The sequence below is a fragment of the Xanthomonas populi genome, from assembly GCF_002940065.1.
GTDB lineage: Bacteria > Pseudomonadota > Gammaproteobacteria > Xanthomonadales > Xanthomonadaceae > Xanthomonas > Xanthomonas populi.
The window spans coordinates 18,547-41,867 of the sequence record NZ_MDEJ01000022.1 but is presented as its reverse complement, the minus strand read 5'-3'; the positions used below and the strand labels follow the sequence as shown (position 1 = coordinate 41,867).

Below are 23,321 nucleotides of genomic sequence, written 5' to 3'. Positions count from 1 at the left end.
GGCATCGCCGGTGTGCGGCACGCGGCCGTCGCCGGGCGCGGCGCTGCGTTCGGATGCGGCAGCCCTGGCGGCGTCGAAGCAGGTGCCCGGCACCGTGGTGCTGGCGCTGGTCAGCAGGGCGCTCAGCGGGGCCTGGTCGCCGATCAGCTTGGAGTGGTTCGCCTGGCCCACACCAGCCTGCTGTGGCCTTGCCCGCCCCATTCCTTCGATTGCACGCCCCACAGCGCAGTGGCGTTGCGGTGCGCCGCCTCCCCGCCGCCGGCACCGTGCCACGCCGGGGCGTGGCCGCCGGACAGGTTCGCCTGCGCGCAGGCGCGCCCATCGCGCGCCTGCGCGTAGGCCTGCGTGTCGGCCTCGGCTAACTGACCGCCCGGCGTGGCCGGCGTGCCCGCTTCGCCCTTGCCGTTGTACAGCGCCCCCAGCACCACCGGGCGGTCGATGTCCCCTTCCAGAAACCCCACCAGCACTTCCTGGCCCACGCGCGGCAGGAACTGGCTGCCCACGCCCGGGCCGGCGTAGCGCTGCGCCACCCGCAGCCACGTGCTATCCGGCGCCGCCGCGTCCTGCTGGAAGTGGAACGCGACCCGGATGCGCCCTTGCGCGTCGGCATAGACCTCTTGGTTGCCGCCGCTGGCGCCGACCACGATCGCGCTCTGGTATCCGGGGGCGGTCGGACACGGGTTCAGCCGCGCGCCGGTGTCGTCGGCCAGCACCGGCCGCCACAGACGACTGCGCTCCACCGCCTGGAACCGGTTGGCATAGCCCACCGCCTCGGCCTGGCGCCAGACCTCGGGGTCCAGCAGCAAGTCGAGCGGGGCCGGCGCAAGCAGCTGGCTCTCGACCGCCTTACGCAGATCCACCGGCAGGTTGTTGATGGCGGCGTGGCGGACTTCAGTCAGCAGCAGCTCCGGCGCTTGGCCGGGAAACTGGGTCACCGCGCACCAGGTACCGGTACTGAAGCTGCGCACCGTGCCGCGGCCCTGCCAGTCATGCCATTGCGCTTCCTGGGCCTGGGCCATCAGCCTGGTGTAGCGCTCGGCCTCGGCGGTGCTGGCGAAGGCGTACTGCCCGGCCGGGTCGTAGACCTCGCGCAGGGACTGGCTGCCGCCTCCGGCCAGCGGCACCTGCGCGCTGGTGGCCTGCTGGCTGCGGTAGCTGTCGCTGAGTACCGTGAGCTGGGTGGCGCCGAGCCGGCGCACCTGGCCCAGCGCCGACACACTGTCGGCCGCCTCGGTGGCATCGCTGCGATGGAAACGCACCCCAGTGCCGGCAATGGCGGTGGCGTCCTGCGCCTGCGCACTGCTGTCGGCAAACACCACCAGGGCGTGGCCGGCCGGGGCCTGGTCATCGTGCTCCAGCCGCCAGCCCAGGCCTTCTTCGGCCAGCAGGCGTTGCACAAACGCCAAGTCGCTCTCGCGGTACTGCACGCAATAACTGCGCGCGCGCGGCCGATAAAAAGCCGGTCACCTCGGCGCTCCAGCGCCAGTGCGCCTGTGGCGCATAGCCGGCAAACACCTCTTCCAGGATCTCGATGAGCGTGCGCTCCTGGAACACCCGGCTATGGCGGCCTTGCGACAGCCACCAGGTCCAGCCCACCAGCCGCACGCGGTAGCGCGCCAGGCCGCCGTCGCTGCCCAGTAGCGCTGCTTCGTTGACCAGGAAAGAACGCACGATCTCACCGCCGCGCGCATCGCGCGTGTACAGCGTGGCACGCTGCGCCAGCCAGTCATCCAACGGCAGATCCGCATCGGTGCTGAGCACATCGACCCACAGGTCCACGCCCTGCGACAGTTGCTCGCGGCCTTGCCAACACTCCACGATCACCGCAGGCGCCTGCGGCAGCTCCAGCCGATGCAGACGCTGGGCGTCGTTGAGCTGCGCCAGGGCGGTCGATCGTGTTACCAGTGCGTCCATCACTGACATCCCTTGCGCCATAAAACAGCCAGCTCATCACGTTAGCAAGGCTTGCGGCTGCTGACTACCGGCATGTGCTGATTTTACAAATACTGTTGATCAGCGGTGCTGGCAGTGCCTTGGGGAACAGGGCTTAGGCGTGCCCACCCACCGACGGCGTCTGCGCTTCCAAGGTTTCCAACTCGCGTGCCACAGCTTGGGGGGACTTGGTGTATGGCGCGATCAAGCTGTAGAACGCCGGCACCACGTACAGCGACAACAAGGTGGACAGCGATACACCGAAGATCACCACCACACCGATGGTGGCGCGGCTGGCCGAGCCGGGCCCGCCGGCCACCACCAGCGGAATCGCACCGACCACGGTGGCGATCGAGGTCATCAGGATCGGGCGCAAGCGCACCGATGCCGATTCCACAATTGCCTCGTGCACGCTGCGTCCTTCGTCGCGCAGCTGATTGGCGAACTCCACGATCAGGATGCCGTTCTTGGCCGCCAGGCCCACCAACATCACGATGCCGATCTGACTGAACAAATTGAGCGTGCCACCGGTGATCCACAAACCGACCAACGCACCCAGCACCGCCAACGGCACGGTGAGCATGATCACCAGCGGATGGGCAAAGCTTTCGAACTGCGCGGCCAGCACCAGATACACCACCAGCAAGGCCATGCCGAAGGTCAGCACCACCGCGCTGCCGGATTGCTGGTATTCGCGCGATTCGCCCTTCCAGTCCACCTGCGCGTACTCGGGCAATTCTTCGCGTGCGGCCTGCTGTGCCCAGGCGATCGCATCGCCGAGCGGGTAGCCTGGCTCCAGGCCGGCACTGATGGTGATCGCACGCAGGCGGTTGAAGCGATTCAAGGTGCCGGCTTCGGCCACTTCGCTGAGCGTAACCAGGTTGGACAGCGGAATCAGCTCGCCACGGATCGAACGCACCCGGATGGCGGTGAGGTCTTCCGGCGCCATGCGGCCTTCGCGGCCGGCCTGCAGCATCACGTCGTATTCCTCGCCGTTTTCGACAAAGGTGGTGACGCGGCGTGAGCCGATCATCGCTTCCAGCGCCCCACCGATCGCGGTGACCGGCACGCCCAGGTCGGCGGCACGCAGGCGGTCGATATTGATGCGTATCTGCGGGCGGGTTTCCTTGTAATCCGAGTCCGGGCCGACCAGGCCGGGATTGGCCTCCATGCGCTGCAGGATGCGATCGCGCCACTGCGCAATCTCTGCGTAATCCGGCCCGCCCAGCACCAGCTGGAACGGTTGCCCGCGGCTGCGCACCAGCCCGCCGCTCACCTGCGTGCGCGCACGCACGCCGCTGAGCACGTTGAGTTTTTGCTGCAGTTCGTCAGCCACTTCGGTGGTGGGGCGCGTGCGTTTTTTCCAATCCTGCAGAAACACGCTGACGCGGCCGGTGTGCATTTCCTCGCTGCTGCCAAAGCTGCCAGGCACGCGTGGATTTGCCCGCACGACGGGTTTGTCAGGGCCCACGTACGGGCCGAGGATGGCTTCGACCTGATGCATTTGCCCTACCGTGTAATCGAAGCCGGCGCCTTCGGGCCCATCGATCATGATCTGGAAATTGCCGCGGTCTTCGGCTGGTGCCAGCTCTGAGGGAATACGGCTCATCAACCACGCGCTGGCTCCCAGCGCCAGCAACATCAGCAGCGCGAAGATCCAGCTGCGATGAACATGCCGCTCCAGCGAGCGCCCGTACGCAGCCGACACCGCCTGCATGCGGCCGTCGAACCAGCGATGGAAGCGATTGGGTTTGGCCTGCCCATGCGAGCGCAACAGCTTGGACGACATCATCGGTGTCAGCGTCAGCGCAACGAACGCGGAGATCGCCACCGCTGCCGCCAATGCCACCGCCAGCTCGCGGAACAAACGCCCGGTATTGCCTTCCAGAAAACCCACCGGCAAAAACACGGCCACCAGCACGGCGGTCGTGGCGATCACGGCGAAGGCAACCTGCCCGGTCCCGCGCTTGGCGGCCACCAATGGCGGCTCGCCCAGCTCGATGCGGCGCTGGATGTTTTCCACCACCACGATGGCATCGTCCACCACCAGGCCGATACACAGCACCAGGGCCAGCAGAGTCAGCAGGTTGATCGAAAAATCGAACGCATAGAGCGCGATGAATGCGGCGATCAGACACACCGGCACCGTCACTGCCGGAATCAAGGCCGCGCGCGCGCTGCCAAGAAACACCCAGATCACCACCAATACCAGCACCACCGCTTCGACCAGCGTGTGATACACGCGCTCCACCGCCGCATCGATAAAGGTCGTGGTGTCGAAGGCGACGAAGATATTGGTGCCCTGCGGCAGCGATTTCTGCACTTCCTCGGCCTGCGCGCGCGCTTGGCGTGCCACATCAAGCGCATTGGCGGTGGAGTTGCGCACGATGCCCAGACCCACATTGGGCACGCCGTTGCTCTGGAAATACGCGCGCCGCTCGGCCGAGGTCAGCTCCACCTTGGCCACATCGCCCAGACGCACTACGTAACCAGCCTCGCCCTTGCTCAACGGCAACTTGGCGAAGTCTTCGGGCTTGAGATAACTGCGCTCCACGCGCAGGGTGAAATCGCGCTGCGCCGATTCAATGCTGCCGGCCGGCAGCTCCACGTTTTCGTTCTGCAGTGCGGCTTCGACGTCGGCCACGGTGAGTTCGCGCGCGGCCAGTTGATCGCGATCTAGCCAGATGCGCATCGCATAGCGCTGCTGCCCGCCGATACGCACCTGCGCCACGCCGTCCAGGCTGGAGAAGCGGTCCACCACATAGCGCTCGGCATAGTCGGACAACTGCAGCGTGTCCATCGTGCTGGAGCTCATGTTGAGCCACAGGATGGGGTCGGCATCGGCTTCGACCTTGGAAATCTCCGGCGGGCGCGCCTGGTCGGGCATGCGGTCGGAGACGCGGCTGACCGCATCGCGCACGTCGTTGGCGGCGGCTTCCACATCGCGCGATTGCACGAACTCGATACTGATATCCGAAGACCCATTACGGCTGCGCGCCTCGATGGTTTCGATGCCTTCGATGCCTGCGAGCGCGTCTTCCAGCACCTGGGTGATGCGGCTTTCCACCACCGCCGCCGAAGCGCCGGTGTATTCCACATCCACCGAGACGATGGGCGGGTCGATAGCCGGCAACTCGCGCAGCGTGAGCCGGGTGAACGACATGACCCCCAGCACGATCAGCAGCAGGCTCATCACCACCGCCATCACCGGGCGGGTGATGGACAGATCGGAGAGTTTCATCGGGCTGCCTGCGGGGGCACCGGCGCAGGTGTCGATGCAGGAACGGGCGCGGCCTGATCGATCACCTTCAAGCCTGGACGCAACTTGCCGGTGCCATCAACCACGATGCGCTCACCGGCGTTAACCCCGTCGAGAATTTCTACCTTGCCATCGCGCCGCTCGCCCAGCCGCACGTCGGCGCGCTCGACGCTGCTGTCGGGCTTGACCCGGAACACGTAAGACTCTCGCCCCACCTGCACCACCGCAATTTCGGGAATCACCACCGCCTGCCGCGCCGGCTGAAACAGCCGCACATCCAGCAACATGCCCGGCCGCAGCCGGCGATCGCTGTTGGGAAAATCCGCCCGCACCGTCACCGAGCGGGTGGTCTCGTCGATGCGCGAATCGATCGCCGCCACCACGCCTTCGAACTGCGCGCCCGGATAGGCCGCCGCGCTGCCGTTGACCCCATTACCAAGTTGCACCAGGCCGAACTGCGATTCCGGCACCTGAAAGTCCACGTACATGCGCGCCACATCGTCCAGCGTGGCGATCACCGTGCTCGAGGTGATCAACGAGCCGGGGCTGATCTGGCGGATGCCGAGCACGCCGGAGAACGGTGCGCGCACTTCGCGGTCGGTGATCTCTGCGCGCATCTGCTGCACGCGCGCCTGCGCGGCATCGCGCAAAGCACGTTGCGTATCGACGGTGGATTTGGCCACCAGCTGCTGGCCAACCAGACTCAACTGGCGGTGATAGAGCTGATCGGTTTCTTCGAAGGTGGCCTGTGCGGCAATCAATGCCGCCTGCTGCGAGTTGCCGCGCAGGCGCAGCAGCAACTGCCCGGCCTTGACCTCGTCGCCGCTGTCGAAATTGACCTGCTCCACCACATCGCTGACCGCTGCCGTCAATGCCACCGATTCGCGCGCACGCACGGTGGCGATCGACTGCACAGTCGAGTTCCACGGTTGGGTGGTCACCGCCTGCACAGAGACCGGGATGGGTTTGGAAACGGTAGGCGCCGCAGCCTGACGGCTGCAACCGGCCAACGCAGCGGCCAAGAAAAGCACGGCGCCAAAGCGCGCGCTGGGCAGAACGAGCATCAGAACATCCTGGCGAGGCACGTCTAAATTTTAACGACCTGGCCGCCAGGGTTTTGACAGAAAGGCATGCGTTGCACCATGACCAAAGACCCTTGCCGTCGTCGGCGCGATGCGCTGGTCAACGTTCCAATTCAAGAAACTCGAGCACTTGGCGTGCCAGCGCCTCTACATTATCACCATCGGTTTGAAGATGGATCTCCGGCGCTTCCGGCGCCTCGTACGGCGAATCGATACCGGTGAAGTTGGGGATCTGCCCGGCCCTCGCCTTGCGGTACAAGCCCTTTACATCGCGCGCTTCAGCGACCGCGAGCGGCACATCGACAAACACTTCGACGAATTCACCCGGGTCGAAGCGCTCGCGCGCCAGTTGCCGCTCGGCGCGGAACGGGGAGATGAAGCTCACCAGCACGATCAGGCCCGCATCGGCCATCAGCCGCGCCACCTCGGCCACGCGGCGGATGTTTTCCACGCGGTCTTCGTCGGTGAAGCCCAGATCGCGATTGAGCCCGTGGCGTACGTTGTCGCCGTCCAGGATGAAGGTGTGGTAGCCCAGCGCATGCAGACGCTTGTCGACCAGATTGGCAACGGTGGATTTACCTGCCCCCGACAAGCCGGTGAACCACAGCACGCGCGGGGTCTGGCCCTTGATGCGCGCACGCGCGGCGCGATCCACATCCAGATGCTGCCAATGCACGTTGCCGGCGCGGCGTAGCGCGAACTCCAGCGTGCCGGCGGCCACCGTGGCATTGCTCTGTCGATCGATCAGGATAAAAGCGCCCAGCACACGGTTGCGCGCATACGGCGAGAACGCGATCGGCTCGTCCAGCGACAGATTGCAGTAGCCCACTTCGTTAAGCTCCAGCCGCTTGGCAGCCAAGCGCTCCTGCGTATTCACATCGACCTTGTGCTTGATCTCGCTGATGCTCACGGTGACCGTGCGTGTGCCAATCTTGAGCCAGTACGGGCGGCCCGGCAGCAACGCGGCGTCGTCCATCCACAGCAGATGCGCGGCGAACTGGTCGGCCACTTCCGGCGGGTCGTCGACGGCGGCAATGATGTCGCCACGGCTGATGTCGATCTCTTCGCGCAAGGTCAGCGTGACCGCCTGGCCGGCACGCGCGCTGTCCACTTCGCCGTTGGCATCCAGCACCGATGCCACATGCGCTCGGCGCCCAGACGGCACCACCACCACTGCATCGCCAACACGTACCTGCCCAGCCGCGATGGTGCCGGCATAGCCGCGAAAATGCTGGTTGGGACGATTGACCCACTGCACAGGAAGACGGAAGCCACTGCCTGCTTCCGGCGCTTCCAATTGCACGGTTTCAAGATGCTGCAATAGATGCGGGCCGCTGTACCACGGCATCCGCGTCGATGGGCTGGACAGATTTTCGCCATCCAATGCCGATAGCGGAATGCACTGCACATCGGCAATGCCCAACTGCGTGGCCAGCACGCGATAGGCATCGGCGATATCGGCGAACACCTGCGCGTTGTAGTCCACCAGATCCATCTTGTTGACCGCCAGCACCACATGCCGGATGCCCAGCAACGACACGATGTAGCTGTGCCGGCGCGTCTGCGTCAACACCCCCTTGCGCGCATCCACCAGCACCACCGCGACATCGGCGGTGGACGCGCCGGTGGCCATATTGCGCGTGTACTGCTCATGCCCAGGGCAATCGGCCACGATGAACTTGCGCTGGTCGGTATCGAAATAGCGGTACGCCACATCGATGGTGATGCCCTGCTCGCGCTCGGCGGCCAGGCCGTCCATCAGCAGCGCATAGTCGATACCATCGCCTTGCGTGCCATGCCGGCGGCTATCGCTTTCCAGCGCCGTAAGTTGATCGTCGAACAAGCGCTTGCTGTCGTATAGCAAGCGCCCGATCAACGTGCTCTTGCCGTCATCCACGCTGCCGCAGGTGATGAAGCGCAGCAGTGGTTTGGATTCGTGTTGATGCAGGTAAGCGCTGATGGCGCCGGGAATCGGGAGTCTGGAGTCGGGAATGGCAAAGGCGCCCTCCGTCGTCGCGACGTTTGCAGCGAACTGCTGTTGCGATTTCCCATTCCCCAATCCCCCTTCCCGGCCCATCAGAAATACCCCTCAAGCTTTTTCTGCTCCATCGATGCACCGGGCGCATGGTCGATCATGCGGCCCTGGCGCTCGGAACTGGTGCTGACCAGCATCTCGGCGAGCACCGCCTCCAGCGTGTCTGCAGTCGATTCGATCGCGCCGGTCAGCGGATAGCAGCCCAGCGTGCGGAAGCGCACCGAGCGCAGTTGCGGCGTCTCGCCTTCGTGCAACGGCAAGCGGTGGTCGTCGACCATGATCCAGGCGCCGTCGCGTGCCACCACCGGGCGCTGCGCGGCGAAGTACAGCGGTACCACCGGAATGTGTTCGCGGTAGATGTACAACCAGATGTCCAGCTCGGTCCAGTTGGAGAGCGGAAACACGCGCACGCTCTCGCCAGGCTTGGTCCGTGCGTTGTAGAGATTCCACAACTCGGGGCGCTGATTCTTCGGGTCCCAACGATGACGCGCATTGCGGAACGAGAACACCCGCTCCTTGGCACGCGATTTCTCCTCGTCGCGGCGCGCGCCACCAATGGCCGCATCGAAGCTGCCCTGCTCCAGCGCCTGCTTCAAGCCCTGGGTTTTCATGATGTCGGTATGCACCGCCGCGCCATGGCTGATCGGGCCGATGTTCTGCGCGATGCCGTCCGGGTTGATGTGCACGCGCAGGTCCACGCCGGTCTCGGCCGCACGTTGGTCGCGGAAGGCGATCATCTCGCCGAACTTCCAGCGCGTGTCTACATGCAGCAGCGGAATCGGCGGCGGGGATGGCGCGAAGGCCTTGAGCAGCAGGTGCAGCAGCACCGAACTGTCCTTGCCCACCGAATACAGCATCACCGGGGCCAGGAACTCGGCGGCGACTTCGCGCAGGATATGAAGGCTTTCGGCTTCGAGCCGATCCAGGTGTGACAGGGGCTGCAGAGTCATGAGGGCGTCTTAGGCGTGAGCAGCAAGACCCACCAATGGCAGGCCAGGCAGCCCAGTGTGTGGTGTGGCCATACCCAACTGAAATAACAGGCCGGCATAACGCGATAACGGCTCATCCTTTCTGGCGACTGCAACATTTCCATAACATCGCGTGTCTCATCGAAGCACCCGGATCCGAATGACCGCCGTCAGTTCTGCGCTACCGCCCAGCCCCTTGCCCGACGAGCGCAAAGCGCTGCTGGAACGGTTGGTCGAGGGCCTGGATGCCGCATCGCTGTGGTGGCTGTCCGGCTATGCCGCCGGCCTGGCACAAGGGCATCCGCCGCGTTCGCTGGCCGTCTTGCCTGGCGGCCAGCCGCACGCGATCGCGCAAGCGAGCCAACGCCTGACCGTGCTGTACGGCAGTCAGACCGGCAATGCCCGCCGGCAAGCCGAGCAACTGGCCGCCGAGGCCGAGGGCGCCGGGCTTAGCGTGCGCTTGCTGCGCGCCGACGCCTATCCCACCCGCGACCTCGCCAGCGAACGCTTGTTGTATGTGGTCATCAGCACCCAGGGCGAAGGCGACCCGCCGGACGATGCGATCGGGTTGGTCGAATTTCTGGCCAGCCGGCGCGCACCCAAGTTACCCGAGCTCAAGTACGCAGTGCTCGGCCTGGGCGATTCCAGTTATGCGGATTTCTGCGGTATCGCGCGGCGTATCGATGATCGCCTGGCCGAACTTGGCGGCAGCCGCGTACAGCCGCGTGGCGAAGCCGATCTGGATATCGACAGCGTCGCTGCGCCCTGGCGTGCGCAGGCACTCACGCATGCACGTGAGCAACTCAAGAGCGGCCCGCCCTCGGCCACCATCACGCCCTTGCGCAGTAGTGCAGCTGCGCCGGTGTGGTCGCATCAGCACCCGTTCGCTGCAGAGGTGCTGGCCAACCAGATCATCAGCGGGCGCGACTTCAAGGGGCCGCAATTTCGCGTGTATGGCTTGCCAGGTAAGCGCGTGCGTCATCTGGAATTTTCGCTGGAAGGCAGCGGGCTGAACTACGATCCAGGCGATGCGCTGGGTATCCGTCATCGCAATCCGCCCGCGCTGGTGGATGCGGTGCTGGAGACGCTGCGCCTGGATGGTCATACCGCGGTCACCCTCGGCGATGAGACTCTGGCCTTGCACGAATGGCTGGCCACCCAGCGCGAACTGACCAAGCTGTCGCGGCCGCTGCTGGCCGCACACGCCGAGCGTGCGCGCGCCGACGAGCTGCAAGCGCTGCTCACCCCGACCCAGACCGCCGGCCTGGCGTCATTGCTCGCCGATCACCAGTTGATCGACGTGCTGCGACGCTGGCCGGCGGATTGGGACCATGACAGCCTGCTGGCCACCCTGCGTCCGCTCACCCCACGCCTGTACTCGATCGCCTCCAGCCGCAAGCGCGTGGGCGAAGAAGTGCATCTGGTCGTGGACGAACTCACGTATCAGGCGCACGGGCATGCGCATCTGGGCTCGGCCAGCGGCTTTCTCGCTGCACTGCGCGAAGGCGACACCGCACCGGTCTACATCGAGCCGAACGAACGCTTCCGCGTGCCCGCCAATCCTGACCGCGACATTTTGATGATCGGCCCCGGCACCGGCGTGGCACCGTTCCGCAGCTTCGTACAGGAACGCGCCGAAAGCGGCGCAAAGGGACGCAACTGGCTGTTCTTCGGTGCCCAGCATTTCAATACCGATTTCCTGTATCAAGCCGAATGGCAACAGGCCTTGCAGCGCGGCGAGTTGCACGCGCTGGAAGTGGCGTTCTCACGCGATCAGGCCGAAAAAATCTACGTGCACCACCGCCTGCGCGCGCGCGGCGCCGAGGTCTACGCCTGGCTGCAAGGTGGTGCACATGTGTATGTATGCGGCGCCATCGGCATGGGCAAGGACGTGCACACCTCCCTGCTCGACATCGTCGCCGCCCACGGCGCCCTCGATGCGGAAGCCGCAGCAGCGTACCTCACCCAACTGCAAGTGGAGGGACGGTATGCGCGCGATGTCTATTAATGCCGGAAATCTGGAATGGAGAATCTGGACCGGGTACAGCCAACAACTGAATTTTCTCGATAGACCACGCCGCTTCTTACGATTCCCTATTGCCGATTCCCGACTCCCATGAGCCACTCCGTCGAAGACATCAAATCCGAAAGTCGCCGTCTGCGCGGGTCGCTGGAAAAGAGCCTGGCCGATGCGGTGACCGGTGCGTTGCGTGAGGACGATCAGACCCTGATCAAGTACCACGGCAGCTATCAACAGGACGACCGCGATATCCGCGATGAGCGCCGTCGGCAGAAGCTTGAGCCGGCGTATCAGTTCATGATCCGCACCCGCACGCCGGGCGGGGTGATCTCACCCACGCAGTGGTTGGCACTGGATAGCATCGCCACGCGGTACGCCAATCATTCGCTGCGCATTACCACGCGCCAGGCGTTCCAGTTCCATGGCGTGATCAAGCGCGAACTCAAGGCGACCATGCAGGCGATCAACGCAACCTTGATCGATACGCTGGCTGCGTGCGGCGATGTCAATCGCAATGTGCAGGTCGCAGCGAACCCGCTGCTGTCGCAGGCGCATGCCACGCTGTATGCCGATGCTGCGCGCGTGTCCGAGCATCTGTTGCCGAATACGCGTGCGTATTACGAAATCTGGCTGGACGAAGAGCGCGTCTCCGGCTCCGGCAGCGAAGAGGAACCGATCTACGGCAACCGATATCTGCCGCGCAAATTCAAGATCGGTTTCGCCGCGCCGCCGCTCAACGATGTGGACGTGTTCGCCAACGATCTTGGTTTTATCGCGATCCTGCGCGAGGGCGAACTGCTCGGCTACAACGTCAGCATCGGCGGCGGCATGGGCGCAAGCCACGGAGATGCAGAGACCTGGCCGCGCGTGGCCAACGTCATTGGTTTTGTCACCCGCGATCAGTTGCTGGATGTCGCTACTGCGGTGGTCACCACCCAACGCGACTTCGGCAACCGCGCAGTGCGCAAACGCGCGCGCTTCAAGTACACCATCGACGATCACGGTCTGGACACCATCGTGGCAGAGATCGAACGCCGCGCCGGTTTCGCGCTTCAGCCGGCGCAGCGGTTTGCGTTCGAGCACAACGGCGATCGCTACGGCTGGGTCGCAGGCGAAGACGGGCTATGGCATCTGACCCTGTCACTGCCGGCCGGGCGCATCGCCGATACCAAGACCGCTGCACATCTGAGCGGCCTGCGTGCGATTGCGAAATTGAACGTCGGGCAATTCCGCATGACGCCCAATCAGAACCTGGTCATCGCCGGCGTGCTGGCTAGCGAGCGCTCACGCGTCGATGCCTTGGTGGTGCAATACGCGCTGGATGCAGGCAATCGCGCGCCCACTGCGCTGGCCCGCGGCGCATTGGCCTGCGTGTCGCTGCCCACCTGCGGTCTGGCGATGGCCGAGGCCGAGCGGTATCTGCCCGACTTCAGCGCCGCCTTGCAACCGTTGCTGCAACAGCATGGGCTAGCGGACACACCGATCGTGCTGCGCCTGTCCGGCTGCCCCAATGGCTGCTCGCGCCCGTATCTGGCCGAGATCGCACTGGTGGGCAAGGCACCGGGCCGCTACAACCTGATGCTGGGTGGCGATCGCCGTGGCCAGCGCCTGAACACGCTGTACCGCGAAAACATCACCGAAGCGGACATTCTCGCCGCACTCGAACCGCTGCTGGCCCGCTATGCGGCCGAACGCGACCAGGCCGGCGACGAAGGCTTCGGCGACTTCCTGCATCGCAGCGGCCTGATCGCACTGCCGCCCTACCCCACACACCGCCACCTCGACCTGGAATTGCTCGCATGACCGCGCTGCCTGCTGCATCGATCACCACGTCCCCACTGGACGATCTGGACGCACTCAATACGCATTTGGAAACGCTGCAAGCGGATGCCCGTGTGGCCTGGGCGCTGCAGAATGGGCCGCAGAACGTTGCGCTATCGTCCAGTTTCGGCGCACAGTCGGCGGTCACCTTGCACCTGCTCACCCAGCAGCGCCCGGACATTCCGGTGATCCTGATCGATACCGGTTACCTGTTCCCGGAAACCTACCGGTTTGCCGACGCGCTGGCAGACCGGCTCAAGCTCAATCTCAAGGTCTATCGCCCGCTGGTCAGCCGTGCCTGGATGGAGGCGCGCCACGGCCGCCTGTGGGAACAGGGCATGGTCGGCATCGATCAGTACAACAACCTGCGCAAGGTCGAGCCGATGCGGCGCGCGTTGGACGAACTCAACGTGGGTACCTGGTTCACCGGCCTGCGCCGCAGCCAGTCCGGCGGCCGCGCGCAGACACCGATCGTGCAAAAACGCGGCGAGCGCTACAAAGTCAGCCCGATTGCCGACTGGACCGACCGCGACGTGTGGCACTACCTGCAGGCGCACGACCTGCCGTATCACCCGCTGTGGGAACAAGGCTACGTGTCCATCGGCGACTTCCACACCACGCGCCGCTGGGAACCGGGCATGCGCGAAGAAGACACGCGTTTCTTCGGGTTGAAGCGTGAGTGCGGCATCCATGAGGACATCTGATCAACGGCGCTGCGTTCGGCCGATCCAGTAACGATCCAACAGCCACATCAGTAACAACGACACGCCGACCAGCGGGAAGATCAGCCCGCACAGCACCAACAAAAGCATCAGACCGCGCAACGTGCCTGAATCAGCCGGCAGTGGCGGCACACCCAGCCCGCCGAGCGGGCGACGTTTCCACCACATCACTGCAGCGCTCACGCACAACAGCACGATCGCCGCGCACGCCAGCAACAGGATCAGCTGATTGGCAGTGCCGTATTGCTGGCCCAGGTGCACATTGATGCCCCATTCCAGCGCGCGCCCCATCGGCCCGTAATCGCGATACGTCATGTCCAGCAGCACCGCACCGCTGTACTGATCCAGATGGATCACGCGCTGACGTGTCAGATCGGCAGGATACACCGAGGCGGTATAGACGCCGGTCGTGCCGCGCGGCGGTGACACGCTGTAGCCCGGCGCAATGCCGAGCGCAGCGAACCGCGCCATCGCCGTATTCAACCCGATTGCCCCGTGTTCGGGCGCAGCGACACTGCCCGTGCCACCGTGGGCCGCGTGCTCTGGCTTCTCTGACGGGTCTAAGTCGCCTGAGTGCTCTGAGTGGTCCGAATGTTCTAATTGATCTGCATGAGCAGCACGCAGGCTAGCCCCTCTCCCCTCGGGGAGATAAGGCACTGCTTGGGCGCCACTGGCGCGCGTGCCTTGGAGCGCCCGCGCTGCTAGCGCGGGCCGGGGGGCGGAGCGGCGGTCGTGGTGAGGGTCGGTCGCACGCACTGCGTCTGCTCGCAGCCCTCCCACCTGCCCGTCACGCAACCCCTCATCCAATCCAACAGCTTCGCGCTCGGGCACAACAGACTCCGGCACACGCGCCTGCCGCAACGACCACGCCGGATCGGTCGTATCGGACAACCGCTGCTGCGACATCGGCTGCTGCACCCGTAGCCCAAGCGGATACCCAAAATCGTGCCCATTGACCCAGCGATTGACCTGCGCGCCCCATAACCACGACCACGGCATGCCGGTCAGCGCCAGAAACAGCAACACAGCGCCCACACTCGCACCAGTAACCGCATGTACATCACGCCAGAACACCCGTTGCGTCGGCTTGCCGCGCACACTGACCACCCCGCCGCGTCGCCCGCGCGGCCACCATAGATACACACCGGTCAGCACCAGCACGATCGCCCAGCCAGCCGACATTTCGATCAACCCACGCGCAAACGGCCCGATCAACTCAAGGCTGTGCAGCCGACGAATCGTCCAGGCCCACGTGCCATGCTCGGGCAGCGTGCCAAGCACGCGTGCGCGATACGGGTCTACATACACCACTTGTCGCGCACCTTGCGCATCCACCAACCCGATTTCGGCACTGGCATCGGCGCGTTTGGGCGTGGTGTAACGGAACAACGTGCCGGCATATGCGCGCTGCGCCGCATCGACCAGTTGCTGCGCAGACACACGCGCCCCGCCCACCGGCACCACTTTCAACCCATGGTGCACGCTGCGATCGATCGCGTCCTGATACAGAAACGCCGCACCGGTCAGCGCCAGCCAACTAATGAAGGGAAGCACCAGCAAACCTGCATAGAAATGCCAGCGCCACACCGCGCGATAGAAACGCCAGCGGCTGTCTTGACCCAGCTCGGTCACAGCATCTTGTGCAGTCGATACGCGCATCAGAAGCTCCAATCCCACGACAGCGACAACGCACGCCCATCGCCAGGCGAATAACCAGAACTACCGCTGTCGTACCAGGCGTACACATACGCGCGATCGGTGACATTGCGCAGTTGCAGGCTGAGCGCATTGCGCGCATCCACGTTCCAGCGCGCGCCCAGATTGAGCAATGCATAGCCACCGGTACGGCCCAGCGTGTTGCTGCGTTCCAGATAATAATCGCCTTGCGCATTGCCCCAGGCGCTGAGCTGCACGGCCGAATTGAGCTGCCACTCCAGTCCGGCAGTCGCCAGCCAGTGAGGCACGTTTTCGATCTCCTTGCCGCGCGTCGCGGGCGCACTCGGGTCCGGCGTGGCGATGCTCGCCTTTTGCCGCGAGTACGATAGCCAGGCACGCCAGTGTTCGGCCGGCTGCAGATTCAGTTGCGCATCCCAACCGCGCCGCAGCGTGCGCCCCACATTGGCCACATCGCCGACACCGGCCACCCCGTTCACTCCCAGAATCGTCGCAACTTCGCCAGAGGCGCGTTGTTCCCAATACGCCAGGCGACCGTCCATCACCGCCGATGGGGCGAACTTGAAACCGGCCTCCCAGCCATCGTTGATCGATGGGCCCAGATTGCCGGGCTGGCGGCGATACGTACCATCGCCGCTGCCGATCTGGAAGGTGCGCCCCCAGTTCGCATACACGCTGCTGCGCTCGGCCAGCCGATAGCTAGCGCTGAGCTTGGGTTGTTTGATGGCGCCGTAATCGTAGGTGGGCGCATCGATGCCGGCGCCCACATCGTGCAGCTGCCCATCGACGCGGTCGATGCGGTAGCCCGGCACCAACTGCAGGCGCTCGATCGGCGTCAGCACCGCTTGCACATAGGCACCGCGCGTGCGCAGGTCGTAATGCCAATCGCGCAATTGTGCACCGCGCACGCGTGCCACGGTGCGGTAACGCTGCGACTGATTGTCCTGCCACTGCGCATCCAAGCCGGCTTCCAGGTTGGCGCTCAGCGCACCCCAGTCGGGCTGCCAGTTACCACGCAGCAACACCCCGCGATGGGTTTCATCGGTATCGCGCTCCTGCTGCAGGCCGGCGGCGGAAAACCGCACCCAGCGACGATTGCGGTAGTCGTTCTGGTAGGCCTTCGCGCTCCACTGCGCATCGCCACCCAGCGTGCCGTCCGCCTGCAAGGCGGTCTGCCGAACCTGACGTTCGCTGCGATCGTCTTGCGCATAACTCGGCGAACTGCGCGGCACAGCACGCGCGGTGGCCGCATCCAGATAACCCGCTTCCAGCGCATGGTTGTCGTAGTAACGCGTGGTGAGCCCGGTACGGAAGACGCCATCTGGGTCGGTGTAGAACCACTTGCCGGCCACGCTGCGTTTGCGCGCGTCGGCATGGTCGCGGTAGCCATCGGAATCGCGCCACGCCAGTACGTAGTTCTGGCTCCAAGCGCCATGTTCGATGCCCTTGCTCAACTGCACCTCGCGCGCACCGAAACTGCCGGCCGTCGCGCTCAGGCGACCGTCGTTGCCACCGGTGCGGGTCAGCACATCCACGCTGCCGGCAATCGCGTTCAAGCCGTAGCGTGCCTCGTTGGTGCCGCGCACGATTTCGATCGCGCTGATGTCCTGGGGAAACACCGCATCCAGATACGGCATGCCACCGGCATTGTCGTTGCTGGGGATGCCGTCGATCAGCAGCTTGACCGCATTGATCCGCCCCTCGCCATTGAAGCCACGGAACGAGAACCGCCCCGCATCGGTGCCCATGCGGAACTGGGTGACCTGCACACCAGGCGCGCGCATCAGCAGCTCCCAGCTGTAGTCCACATGCTGGTCGTGCAGCAGCTCGCCGCCGATCACATTCACCGAACTCAGCACGCGTGCCGTGCTCGGGCTGCGCCGGGTCTGCGCGCTCACCTGCACCTTGCCCAGCGTCAATGCCGCATCCTGTGCTTGCACCGATACGGCAGGCCCCCACACCAGCGCCAACGACGGCGCGTACCACAGCGTTTTCAACAATCGCAATCGCATGACCAACCCTTCGCCGTGCCGGCACGGCAACACCGCCGTGCGCCGCGGCGATACAGCGGACACAGGCATCAATCAGAACGCGAGTCGCCCACGCAGTTGCGTGAAGGCACGCCTGAGATCAGGCGCGCAGTAAACAAAACGTAGCGGACGCTCGCGATGGGACCAGACCTAGCCGTGTGCGGTGGCCCACGTGCCCCGAGTGCGGCCCAGCGCACTACCGGCCCTGTGTGTGCATGGGTGTGCACGGGCACCGGGGCCGGCCGGATCTGCAGCAAACACAGCACCACCAGCGCCAGCCACGGCAGCAGGCGCGCGGCCAGCACGCAGTAATCGCAGGCTTCGCCGTGCGTGGCGGCAGCATGTTTGCCGGTTTGCGGCTTGGCTGGCGACACGACGCTATCGTGCTGATGCGCGGCAGTCTGCGCCAACATGGCTCGGTGATCCGTATGCAGCGAACCGCCCATGCCCAGTGCCGGCCCGCTCATGCACATCGGTTCGGCGGATTGCGCCTGGCTCCAACGGCTGATCAGGGGCGCCACCAGCATCAGCGCCACCGCCAGACAGGCAAGCAGGTGCAGCCAACGGTGGCGACGCAACGAACGCATCGCGTGAGTGTAAGCCGCTGCATGCCGCGGGGCGATGGTTGCGGCAGGTGCGCGACCGGATGTCGCACCCTGGCGCGTCGCAACCACCCTCGCCTCAGCTCCTACCAGCGGCAATACCCTGCACGATCTGCGCCACGACACCGCAAACACACCCAAACGCCGCTTCCACTGTAGAGGCTGGCAGTCACAGTTCTATCAGTGCGCGTGATCGCGCGCACATGGTGGCCCCTGCCATGCCCTATGCTTGTCGCTTATCCACATCCATTCCTGCGCGCGCATGAGCACCGTCCTGTCCGATCAAGCGGCTGAGCATTTTCCCTGCGCGCCCAAACCAGCGAGCGAAGCGTTACGCCTTCAGGCGCTACGCAGCTACGGCATTCTCGATACGCCACGCGAAGCCGCATTCGAAGACATCACCAAGCTGGCTTCGATCATCTGCCAGACCCCGATCGCGCTGATCAGCCTGGTGGACGCCGACCGTCAATGGTTCAAGAGCGAGTTGGGCATGGGCGAGCGCGAGACGCCGCTGTTCAAGTCGATGTGCGCGCATGCGCTGCTCGACAACGACGTAATGGTGGTACCCGACACGCGCGAAGACAGCCGCTTTGCACGCAACCCGCTGGTCACCAGCGAGGTGCCACTGTGTTTTTATGCCGGTGCCTTGCTCAAGACCAGCGAAGGCCTGCCGCTTGGCACGGTCTGCGTGCTGGACCGGCAACCGCGCCAGCTCACCGACGAACAGGTCGAAGCGCTGCGCGCGCTGGCACGCCAGACCATGGCGCAGCTGGAACTGCGCCGCGCGCTGCTGATCGCCGAAGAGTCCGACCACTATCGCAGACGTCTGATGGCCATCGCCGGGCACGATCTGAAGACCCCGCTGCGCACTGCGGCCTATGCCATCGACAAGATGCGCCGGCACGCCAATGTCGACTCCGTCCCCACCCTGGTGACCGCGCGCGATGCGATCGGCCTGGTCGGGCGGAGCCTCGACGAACTGGCCACGTTGGCCGCCACCAGCAAGGCGGCCTCACCGGATCTGCAGCCGCTGGCACTGGAAGACGTGCTGCACGCGGTGCTCGGCGTGTGGCGGCAGCCGGCGGTCAACAAGTCTCTGGCCTTGCACCACGTGCCCACCTCGCTGCGCGTGCGCAGCCACCCCACGCTGCTGACCACGCTGATCGGCAACCTGGTTGCAAATGCGGTCAACTACACCGAACGTGGGCGCGTGCTGGTCGGCGCCCGCCGCCGGCCCGGCTACGCCGTGGTGGAAATCATCGACAGCGGCATCGGCTTGAACCTGGAACAGCCCGACCAGGTGTTCCAGGCCTTTCGCCAGGCCGACCCGAACAGCGAAGGGCTAGGCATCGGTCTCTGGATCGTGCACCGCACCGCCGAAACCCTGGGCTGCGAGGTGGACGTGCGCCTGCGCCCTGCAGGCGGCACCTGCTTCTCGGTGCGCATCCCGCTGGCTTAATTGCAGCGTTTGCTTCGCGCAAAAAAAGGCGGACCCGAGCCCCTGACCCGGATCCGCCGCCAAGCACGCCAGGCCTCTCCCAAGGGACCCGGGTGCGCGAGGCCGCGCCATCACGCAGCCTCGCGCAACGATGATGCGACAGCGCTAGCAACCCCTCGACCACACCACCAAACAGACCAACCATGCGAGGTCTGCATCGCCGGTCCTGCACCGTCCACCCCTAGACGTCAGAGAGCGTCGCGTTATGGTTGCCATAAGGGTTTTCGACAGCGCAGCGCGCAACTTGATGCGTGCCGACAACGCCGGCCCGGCAGCCCTGACACGTGTAGGGAGAATCACTGACAGCGTGTTCTGGTGTTACCGCGAGCGTGCGCGCATGCTGTTGATCGCGTTAAGGTTTTTCGTCAACGCTTACGTTGCAGTGCAGCATCCAGATGCGGTCACACGTGCAATAGATGAGGCCGTCAAAGCTCAGGTTCGGGGGCGTCCTGCCGCGCAAACCACTGTGCCGAATGCACCTCTTCCGCCGCGACCTCCAGCAGTTGGCGCAGCACCGCCAGCAGAATTTGCACCTGCGTGCCGCCGGCCTGCACTGCCACCCATAACGCTTCGTGATGCGGGTCGGCCAGCACTGTCAGCAATGCCTGCTCGCGCCCCTCGACACTGGCGGACAACTGCAACGACATGCCGCCGTCCTGGTCGGGCGACCATAGCCGGCTGAGAGGCGGACGTTGCGGCTCGGTCATCGGTTGCAGTGCCTCACAGTGGCGAACAGGGATCGCGCGCGCAGACAACCGGAATCGGTACACCCCGCGCTCAGACCGCAGTGTAATAACAGTTCCTATCGATTCCGAACACTGACCGCCAGCATGATGCAGTCGCACAGTTGCTAAGTGGACGTACTTGCGGCATGTCTCATGCTGGTACACATGCAAGCGTCCGCAGCAACCGAAGCAATCCCATGAAACAGGCAGACGTCGTCTGCAGCGTCGATCGGTGCGCGGTGCCGCATCCGGGAGCGGGACACGCGGCAAGTACGTCTTTGTAGGCTCGGTGGCGGCATCCATGCCGCCACACGGTGCCGCACCCGGATACGGCACCACGCCTCCACCCTCTGCGGCTGCTGATGGGCAAGCAATACCTTCGCTTTTCCTGCAGACACCGACAGCATACGCGCGTACCGGCGTGGGACCTGTTGCGGCATAGATGCACCTAAATGGACGTACTTGCGGCGTGTCCCACGCTGGCACGCGCGCAAGCGCCCCCCAGTGACCAAAGCATTCTCAAAAACACAGCAGACGTCGTGAGCAAGTTTGGTTGACACGCAGTGCAGCCTTCGATGGGCCGCTCAGCTGGTAATGGTCTGGGTCAGCGATTCCCAGGTCGGCGGCAGCGGCCAATTCGGCGCCTGGTTGCCATCCAGCACCCGCCGCAGATCGCGTTTGTCGATCTGCGGCGCCAGCACATGCACCAGGTCCACCGCATAATCGCGCAGCACGCGGTCGCGCGGCAGCACCGCCCAGGCGATGCAATTGGCAATCGGCGCCGGTGCCGGCCAGGCGCGCAGATCCTCGTCGTTGGCGCTGACCGCCATCTCCGCCAACAGGCCAACGCCGAGCCCGGCTCGCACGTAGGTCTTGATCAGGTCCGCATCCAGCGCGGTCAGCGCGATACTCGGCTCCAGCCCGACTTGTGCAAACGCGCGCTTCAGCGACGAGCCCGGCCGCGTGGAAGATTCGTAACTGATCAACGGGTACTGCGACAACGCCTGCATGTCCGGCGCGGTGCGTGCCTGATCCAGCGGATGGCCGCGCGGCACGATCACCAGCCGACGCCAGCGATACAGCGGCACCGCGATGCCGGCGCTCGGCTCGCCTCCGGCGGTGCTGACCACGGCGATGTCAGCATCGCCCTGGCTGAGCAGATCCAGCGCCGCGCTTTCGGCGGCCTGTTGCAGATGCACGCTGACCTGCGGGTAGGCGTGCTTGATCTGCGCCACTGCCGGCGGCAGCACGAAGCGCGCTTGGGTGTGGGTGGTGGTCAAGGTCAGCTGCCCCTGGCTCTCGCGGCGCTGGTTGGCCGCATAGGTGCGGATATTATTGGCTTCCGAGAGCACCGAGCGCGCGCATTCGATCACTTCCACGCCAGCCGGCGTCACCGCGTCCAGGCTGCGCCCCTTGCGCACGAACAACAGAAAACCCAGCTCGTCCTCCAGCTGCTTGAGCTGCTTGGACAGACCGGGCTGGGTCGCATGCACGCGTGCGGCGGCGAGCGTAATGTTCAGCTCGGCATCGGCGATGGCGACCAGATAACGAAGTTGGGTCAGCGTCATGGGCTTACATCCAAAAAAGCGCGAGGCGCCACGAAGGACTCGACTGTAGAGGAGTTCTGCAGGTCAGCTTATAACCGAACGCTATTTTCAGGGTGTATGAAGTCATTTCCGACCGCTATATGCCGGCGTTACGGTCTCGCCCTGCCTTCGGAATCCTTCGTTCGTGCCCTCTGTGTTCCCGCTCCTTGCCGACCTGTGTGGCCGAGCCGTCCTGGTGATCGGCGGCGGCGGCGATGCCGAGCGCACCACGGCCGCGTTGCTGCAGGCCGGCGCGCTGCCGCTGGTGGGCGCACCGGAACTCACCCCGCAATTGCGCAACTGGGCGCAGGCCGGGCAGCTGCGCTGGTTGTCGGGCCGGTTCGACCCGGCATGGCTGGAATTGCCCGATCACCCGGTCTGGCTGACCATCGCCGCCAGCGAGGCAGCCGAACTCAACGACGCCTTGCGCGCTGCGGCAACCGCGCGGCGCCTGCTCACGCACGATGCCGCGCCGGCCGTTTCCACAGCGACACCAGTACGTTCCCCGGCAAAGCGCACCGTGGTCGGCACGCTGTCCCCCGGCAGCGTGACCCTGGTCGGCGCCGGCCCCGGAGATCCCGGCCTGCTCACCCGGCATGCGTTGCGCGCGCTACGCCAGGCCGATGTGCTGCTCTTTGATCGCCTGGTCAGCCCGCAGATCCTGCGGCTTGCACGTCGCGACGTACTGCGCGTGGAAGTCGGCAAGTCAGCGCAGGGACACAGCACCCGCCAGGAGCAGATCCACGCGTTGATGCGCGAGCATGCGCGCGCCGGTCGCCGCGTCGTGCGCCTGAAAGGCGGCGACCCGTTCGTGTTCGGCCGTGGCGGCGAAGAGCTTGAATTCCTGCGCGCGCACGGTATCGGCTTCCAGGTCATTCCCGGCATCACCGCCGCGATCGCCTGCGCCGCCTACGCCGGCATTCCGCTCACACATCGCGACCACGCGCAATCGCTGCGGCTGATCACCGCACACTGCAAGGAGTCGCTGGACACGCTCGACTGGCACGCGCTCGGCCAGGAACGCCAGACCCTGGCCTTCTACATGGGTGTGGCGGGCCTGGACGGCATCCAGCAGCGCCTGCTGCAGGCCGGCCGCGCGCCCGCCACGCCGTTCGCGCTGGTGGAAAACGGCTCACGCCCGCAGCAACGCGTGATTACCGGCACCCTCGCCAGCCTTGCTGCCATCGCGCAGCAGCATGCGGTGCAGGCACCTGCGCTGCTGATCCTTGGCGAGGTGACCGCGCTTGCCGCGACATTGCACTGGTTCGGCGCGCCGCCGCTGACCGGGCAGCCGCCTCTGCACTCACTTGGTCCAACGCCCGACGCGCCCACACTCGCCCACGCAGCCTGATCCCGACGGAGACCCC

At 65.2% G+C, this 23,321-nt stretch carries 13 protein-coding genes and 2 pseudogenes; 5 read left to right on the top strand and 10 right to left on the bottom strand.

The features are described from left to right. From XpopCFBP1817_RS22595 to cysD, 5 genes and pseudogenes are all read right to left on the bottom strand, one after another. Positions 1-1,914: pseudogene (locus XpopCFBP1817_RS22595) on the bottom strand (type VI secretion system Vgr family protein); the annotation flags it as partial. 133 nt (positions 1,915-2,047) lie between these two features. Beyond that, positions 2,048-5,173, bottom strand: a complete 3,126-nt coding sequence (locus XpopCFBP1817_RS05585; protein WP_128416356.1) for an efflux RND transporter permease subunit — start codon at positions 5,171-5,173, stop codon at positions 2,048-2,050. Then, a complete protein-coding gene (locus XpopCFBP1817_RS05580; protein WP_128416355.1) occupies positions 5,170-6,255 on the bottom strand; it encodes an efflux RND transporter periplasmic adaptor subunit in 1,086 nt (361 codons plus the stop codon). Before XpopCFBP1817_RS05580 ends, XpopCFBP1817_RS05585 begins: the two co-directional genes overlap by 4 nt. 118 nt (positions 6,256-6,373) lie before the next feature. After that, on the bottom strand, positions 6,374-8,350 hold the full coding sequence (gene cysN, locus XpopCFBP1817_RS05575) for a sulfate adenylyltransferase subunit CysN (RefSeq protein ID WP_128416354.1): 1,977 nt from the start codon (positions 8,348-8,350) through the stop codon (positions 6,374-6,376). Continuing rightward, positions 8,350-9,258 (bottom strand): sulfate adenylyltransferase subunit CysD, encoded by a 909-nt coding sequence (cysD, locus tag XpopCFBP1817_RS05570; RefSeq protein ID WP_128416353.1) that lies wholly within the window; start codon positions 9,256-9,258, stop codon positions 8,350-8,352. Before cysD ends, cysN begins: the two co-directional genes overlap by 1 nt. A gap of 178 nt (positions 9,259-9,436) precedes the next feature. Between cysD and XpopCFBP1817_RS05565 the strand changes: the two genes are divergently transcribed. The 3 genes from XpopCFBP1817_RS05565 to XpopCFBP1817_RS05555 all read left to right on the top strand — a co-directional run bounded on the left by XpopCFBP1817_RS05565 (position 9,437) and on the right by XpopCFBP1817_RS05555 (position 13,821). Next, entirely contained in the window at positions 9,437-11,284 is a 1,848-nt protein-coding gene (locus XpopCFBP1817_RS05565; RefSeq protein ID WP_128416352.1) for an assimilatory sulfite reductase (NADPH) flavoprotein subunit, read from the top strand. A gap of 108 nt (positions 11,285-11,392) precedes the next feature. Beyond that, the gene (cysI, locus tag XpopCFBP1817_RS05560; protein ID WP_128416351.1) at positions 11,393-13,099 is read left to right on the top strand and encodes an assimilatory sulfite reductase (NADPH) hemoprotein subunit; all 1,707 of its coding nucleotides are present in this window, start codon (positions 11,393-11,395) and stop codon (positions 13,097-13,099) included. Further along, on the top strand, positions 13,096-13,821 hold the full coding sequence (locus tag XpopCFBP1817_RS05555) for a phosphoadenylyl-sulfate reductase (RefSeq protein ID WP_128416350.1): 726 nt from the start codon (positions 13,096-13,098) through the stop codon (positions 13,819-13,821). The genes cysI and XpopCFBP1817_RS05555 overlap by 4 nt, the downstream gene beginning before the upstream one ends. Here the strand turns inward: XpopCFBP1817_RS05555 and XpopCFBP1817_RS05550 are convergent, their stop codons facing one another. The 3 genes and pseudogenes from XpopCFBP1817_RS05550 to XpopCFBP1817_RS05540 all read right to left on the bottom strand — a co-directional run. Beyond that, the gene (locus XpopCFBP1817_RS05550) at positions 13,822-15,498 is read right to left on the bottom strand and encodes a PepSY-associated TM helix domain-containing protein (RefSeq protein WP_128416349.1); all 1,677 of its coding nucleotides are present in this window, start codon (positions 15,496-15,498) and stop codon (positions 13,822-13,824) included. After that, a complete protein-coding gene (locus tag XpopCFBP1817_RS05545) occupies positions 15,498-17,501 on the bottom strand; it encodes a TonB-dependent receptor (RefSeq protein WP_167393838.1) in 2,004 nt (667 codons plus the stop codon). Before XpopCFBP1817_RS05545 ends, XpopCFBP1817_RS05550 begins: the two co-directional genes overlap by 1 nt. Before the next feature lie 194 nt (positions 17,502-17,695). Then, positions 17,696-18,130 (bottom strand): annotated as a pseudogene (locus XpopCFBP1817_RS05540) (DUF2946 family protein); the annotation flags it as partial. A gap of 277 nt (positions 18,131-18,407) precedes the next feature. Between XpopCFBP1817_RS05540 and XpopCFBP1817_RS05535 the strand changes: the two are divergent. Beyond that, entirely contained in the window at positions 18,408-19,604 is a 1,197-nt protein-coding gene (locus XpopCFBP1817_RS05535) for a GAF domain-containing sensor histidine kinase (RefSeq protein ID WP_128416346.1), read from the top strand. A 464-nt stretch (positions 19,605-20,068) separates the two neighbouring features. On the opposite strand, the gene XpopCFBP1817_RS05530 is transcribed toward XpopCFBP1817_RS05535, so the two are convergent. Beyond that, a complete protein-coding gene (locus XpopCFBP1817_RS05530; RefSeq protein WP_128416345.1) occupies positions 20,069-20,350 on the bottom strand; it encodes a hypothetical protein in 282 nt (93 codons plus the stop codon). A gap of 602 nt (positions 20,351-20,952) precedes the next feature. Next, a complete protein-coding gene (locus XpopCFBP1817_RS05520; protein WP_128416344.1) occupies positions 20,953-21,936 on the bottom strand; it encodes a LysR family transcriptional regulator in 984 nt (327 codons plus the stop codon). Positions 21,937-22,099: 163 nt separating this feature from the next. On the opposite strand from XpopCFBP1817_RS05520, the gene cobA reads away from it, so the two are divergent. Further along, a complete protein-coding gene (gene cobA / locus XpopCFBP1817_RS05515; RefSeq protein ID WP_128416343.1) occupies positions 22,100-23,305 on the top strand; it encodes a uroporphyrinogen-III C-methyltransferase in 1,206 nt (401 codons plus the stop codon). Positions 23,306-23,321: the final 16 nt, after the last annotated feature.

Excerpts from the sequence above, each read along its gene's own strand:
- XpopCFBP1817_RS05555 (WP_128416350.1), top strand. The coding sequence starts at position 13,096 with ATGACCGCGCTGCCTGCTGCATCGATCACCACGTCCCCACTGGACGAT.
- cysI (WP_128416351.1), top strand. The coding sequence starts at position 11,393 with ATGAGCCACTCCGTCGAAGACATCAAATCCGAAAGTCGCCGTCTGCGC.
- cysN (WP_128416354.1), bottom strand. The coding sequence starts at position 8,350 with ATGGGCCGGGAAGGGGGATTGGGGAATGGGAAATCGCAACAGCAGTTC.
- XpopCFBP1817_RS05535 (WP_128416346.1), top strand. The coding sequence starts at position 18,408 with ATGAGCACCGTCCTGTCCGATCAAGCGGCTGAGCATTTTCCCTGCGCG.
- cysD (WP_128416353.1), bottom strand. The coding sequence starts at position 9,258 with ATGACTCTGCAGCCCCTGTCACACCTGGATCGGCTCGAAGCCGAAAGC.
- XpopCFBP1817_RS05550 (WP_128416349.1), bottom strand. The coding sequence starts at position 15,498 with ATGCGCGTATCGACTGCACAAGATGCTGTGACCGAGCTGGGTCAAGAC.
- XpopCFBP1817_RS05520 (WP_128416344.1), bottom strand. The coding sequence starts at position 21,936 with ATGACGCTGACCCAACTTCGTTATCTGGTCGCCATCGCCGATGCCGAG.
- XpopCFBP1817_RS05530 (WP_128416345.1), bottom strand. The coding sequence starts at position 20,350 with ATGACCGAGCCGCAACGTCCGCCTCTCAGCCGGCTATGGTCGCCCGAC.
- XpopCFBP1817_RS05580 (WP_128416355.1), bottom strand. The coding sequence starts at position 6,255 with ATGCTCGTTCTGCCCAGCGCGCGCTTTGGCGCCGTGCTTTTCTTGGCC.
- XpopCFBP1817_RS05565 (WP_128416352.1), top strand. The coding sequence starts at position 9,437 with ATGACCGCCGTCAGTTCTGCGCTACCGCCCAGCCCCTTGCCCGACGAG.
- XpopCFBP1817_RS05585 (WP_128416356.1), bottom strand. The coding sequence starts at position 5,173 with ATGAAACTCTCCGATCTGTCCATCACCCGCCCGGTGATGGCGGTGGTG.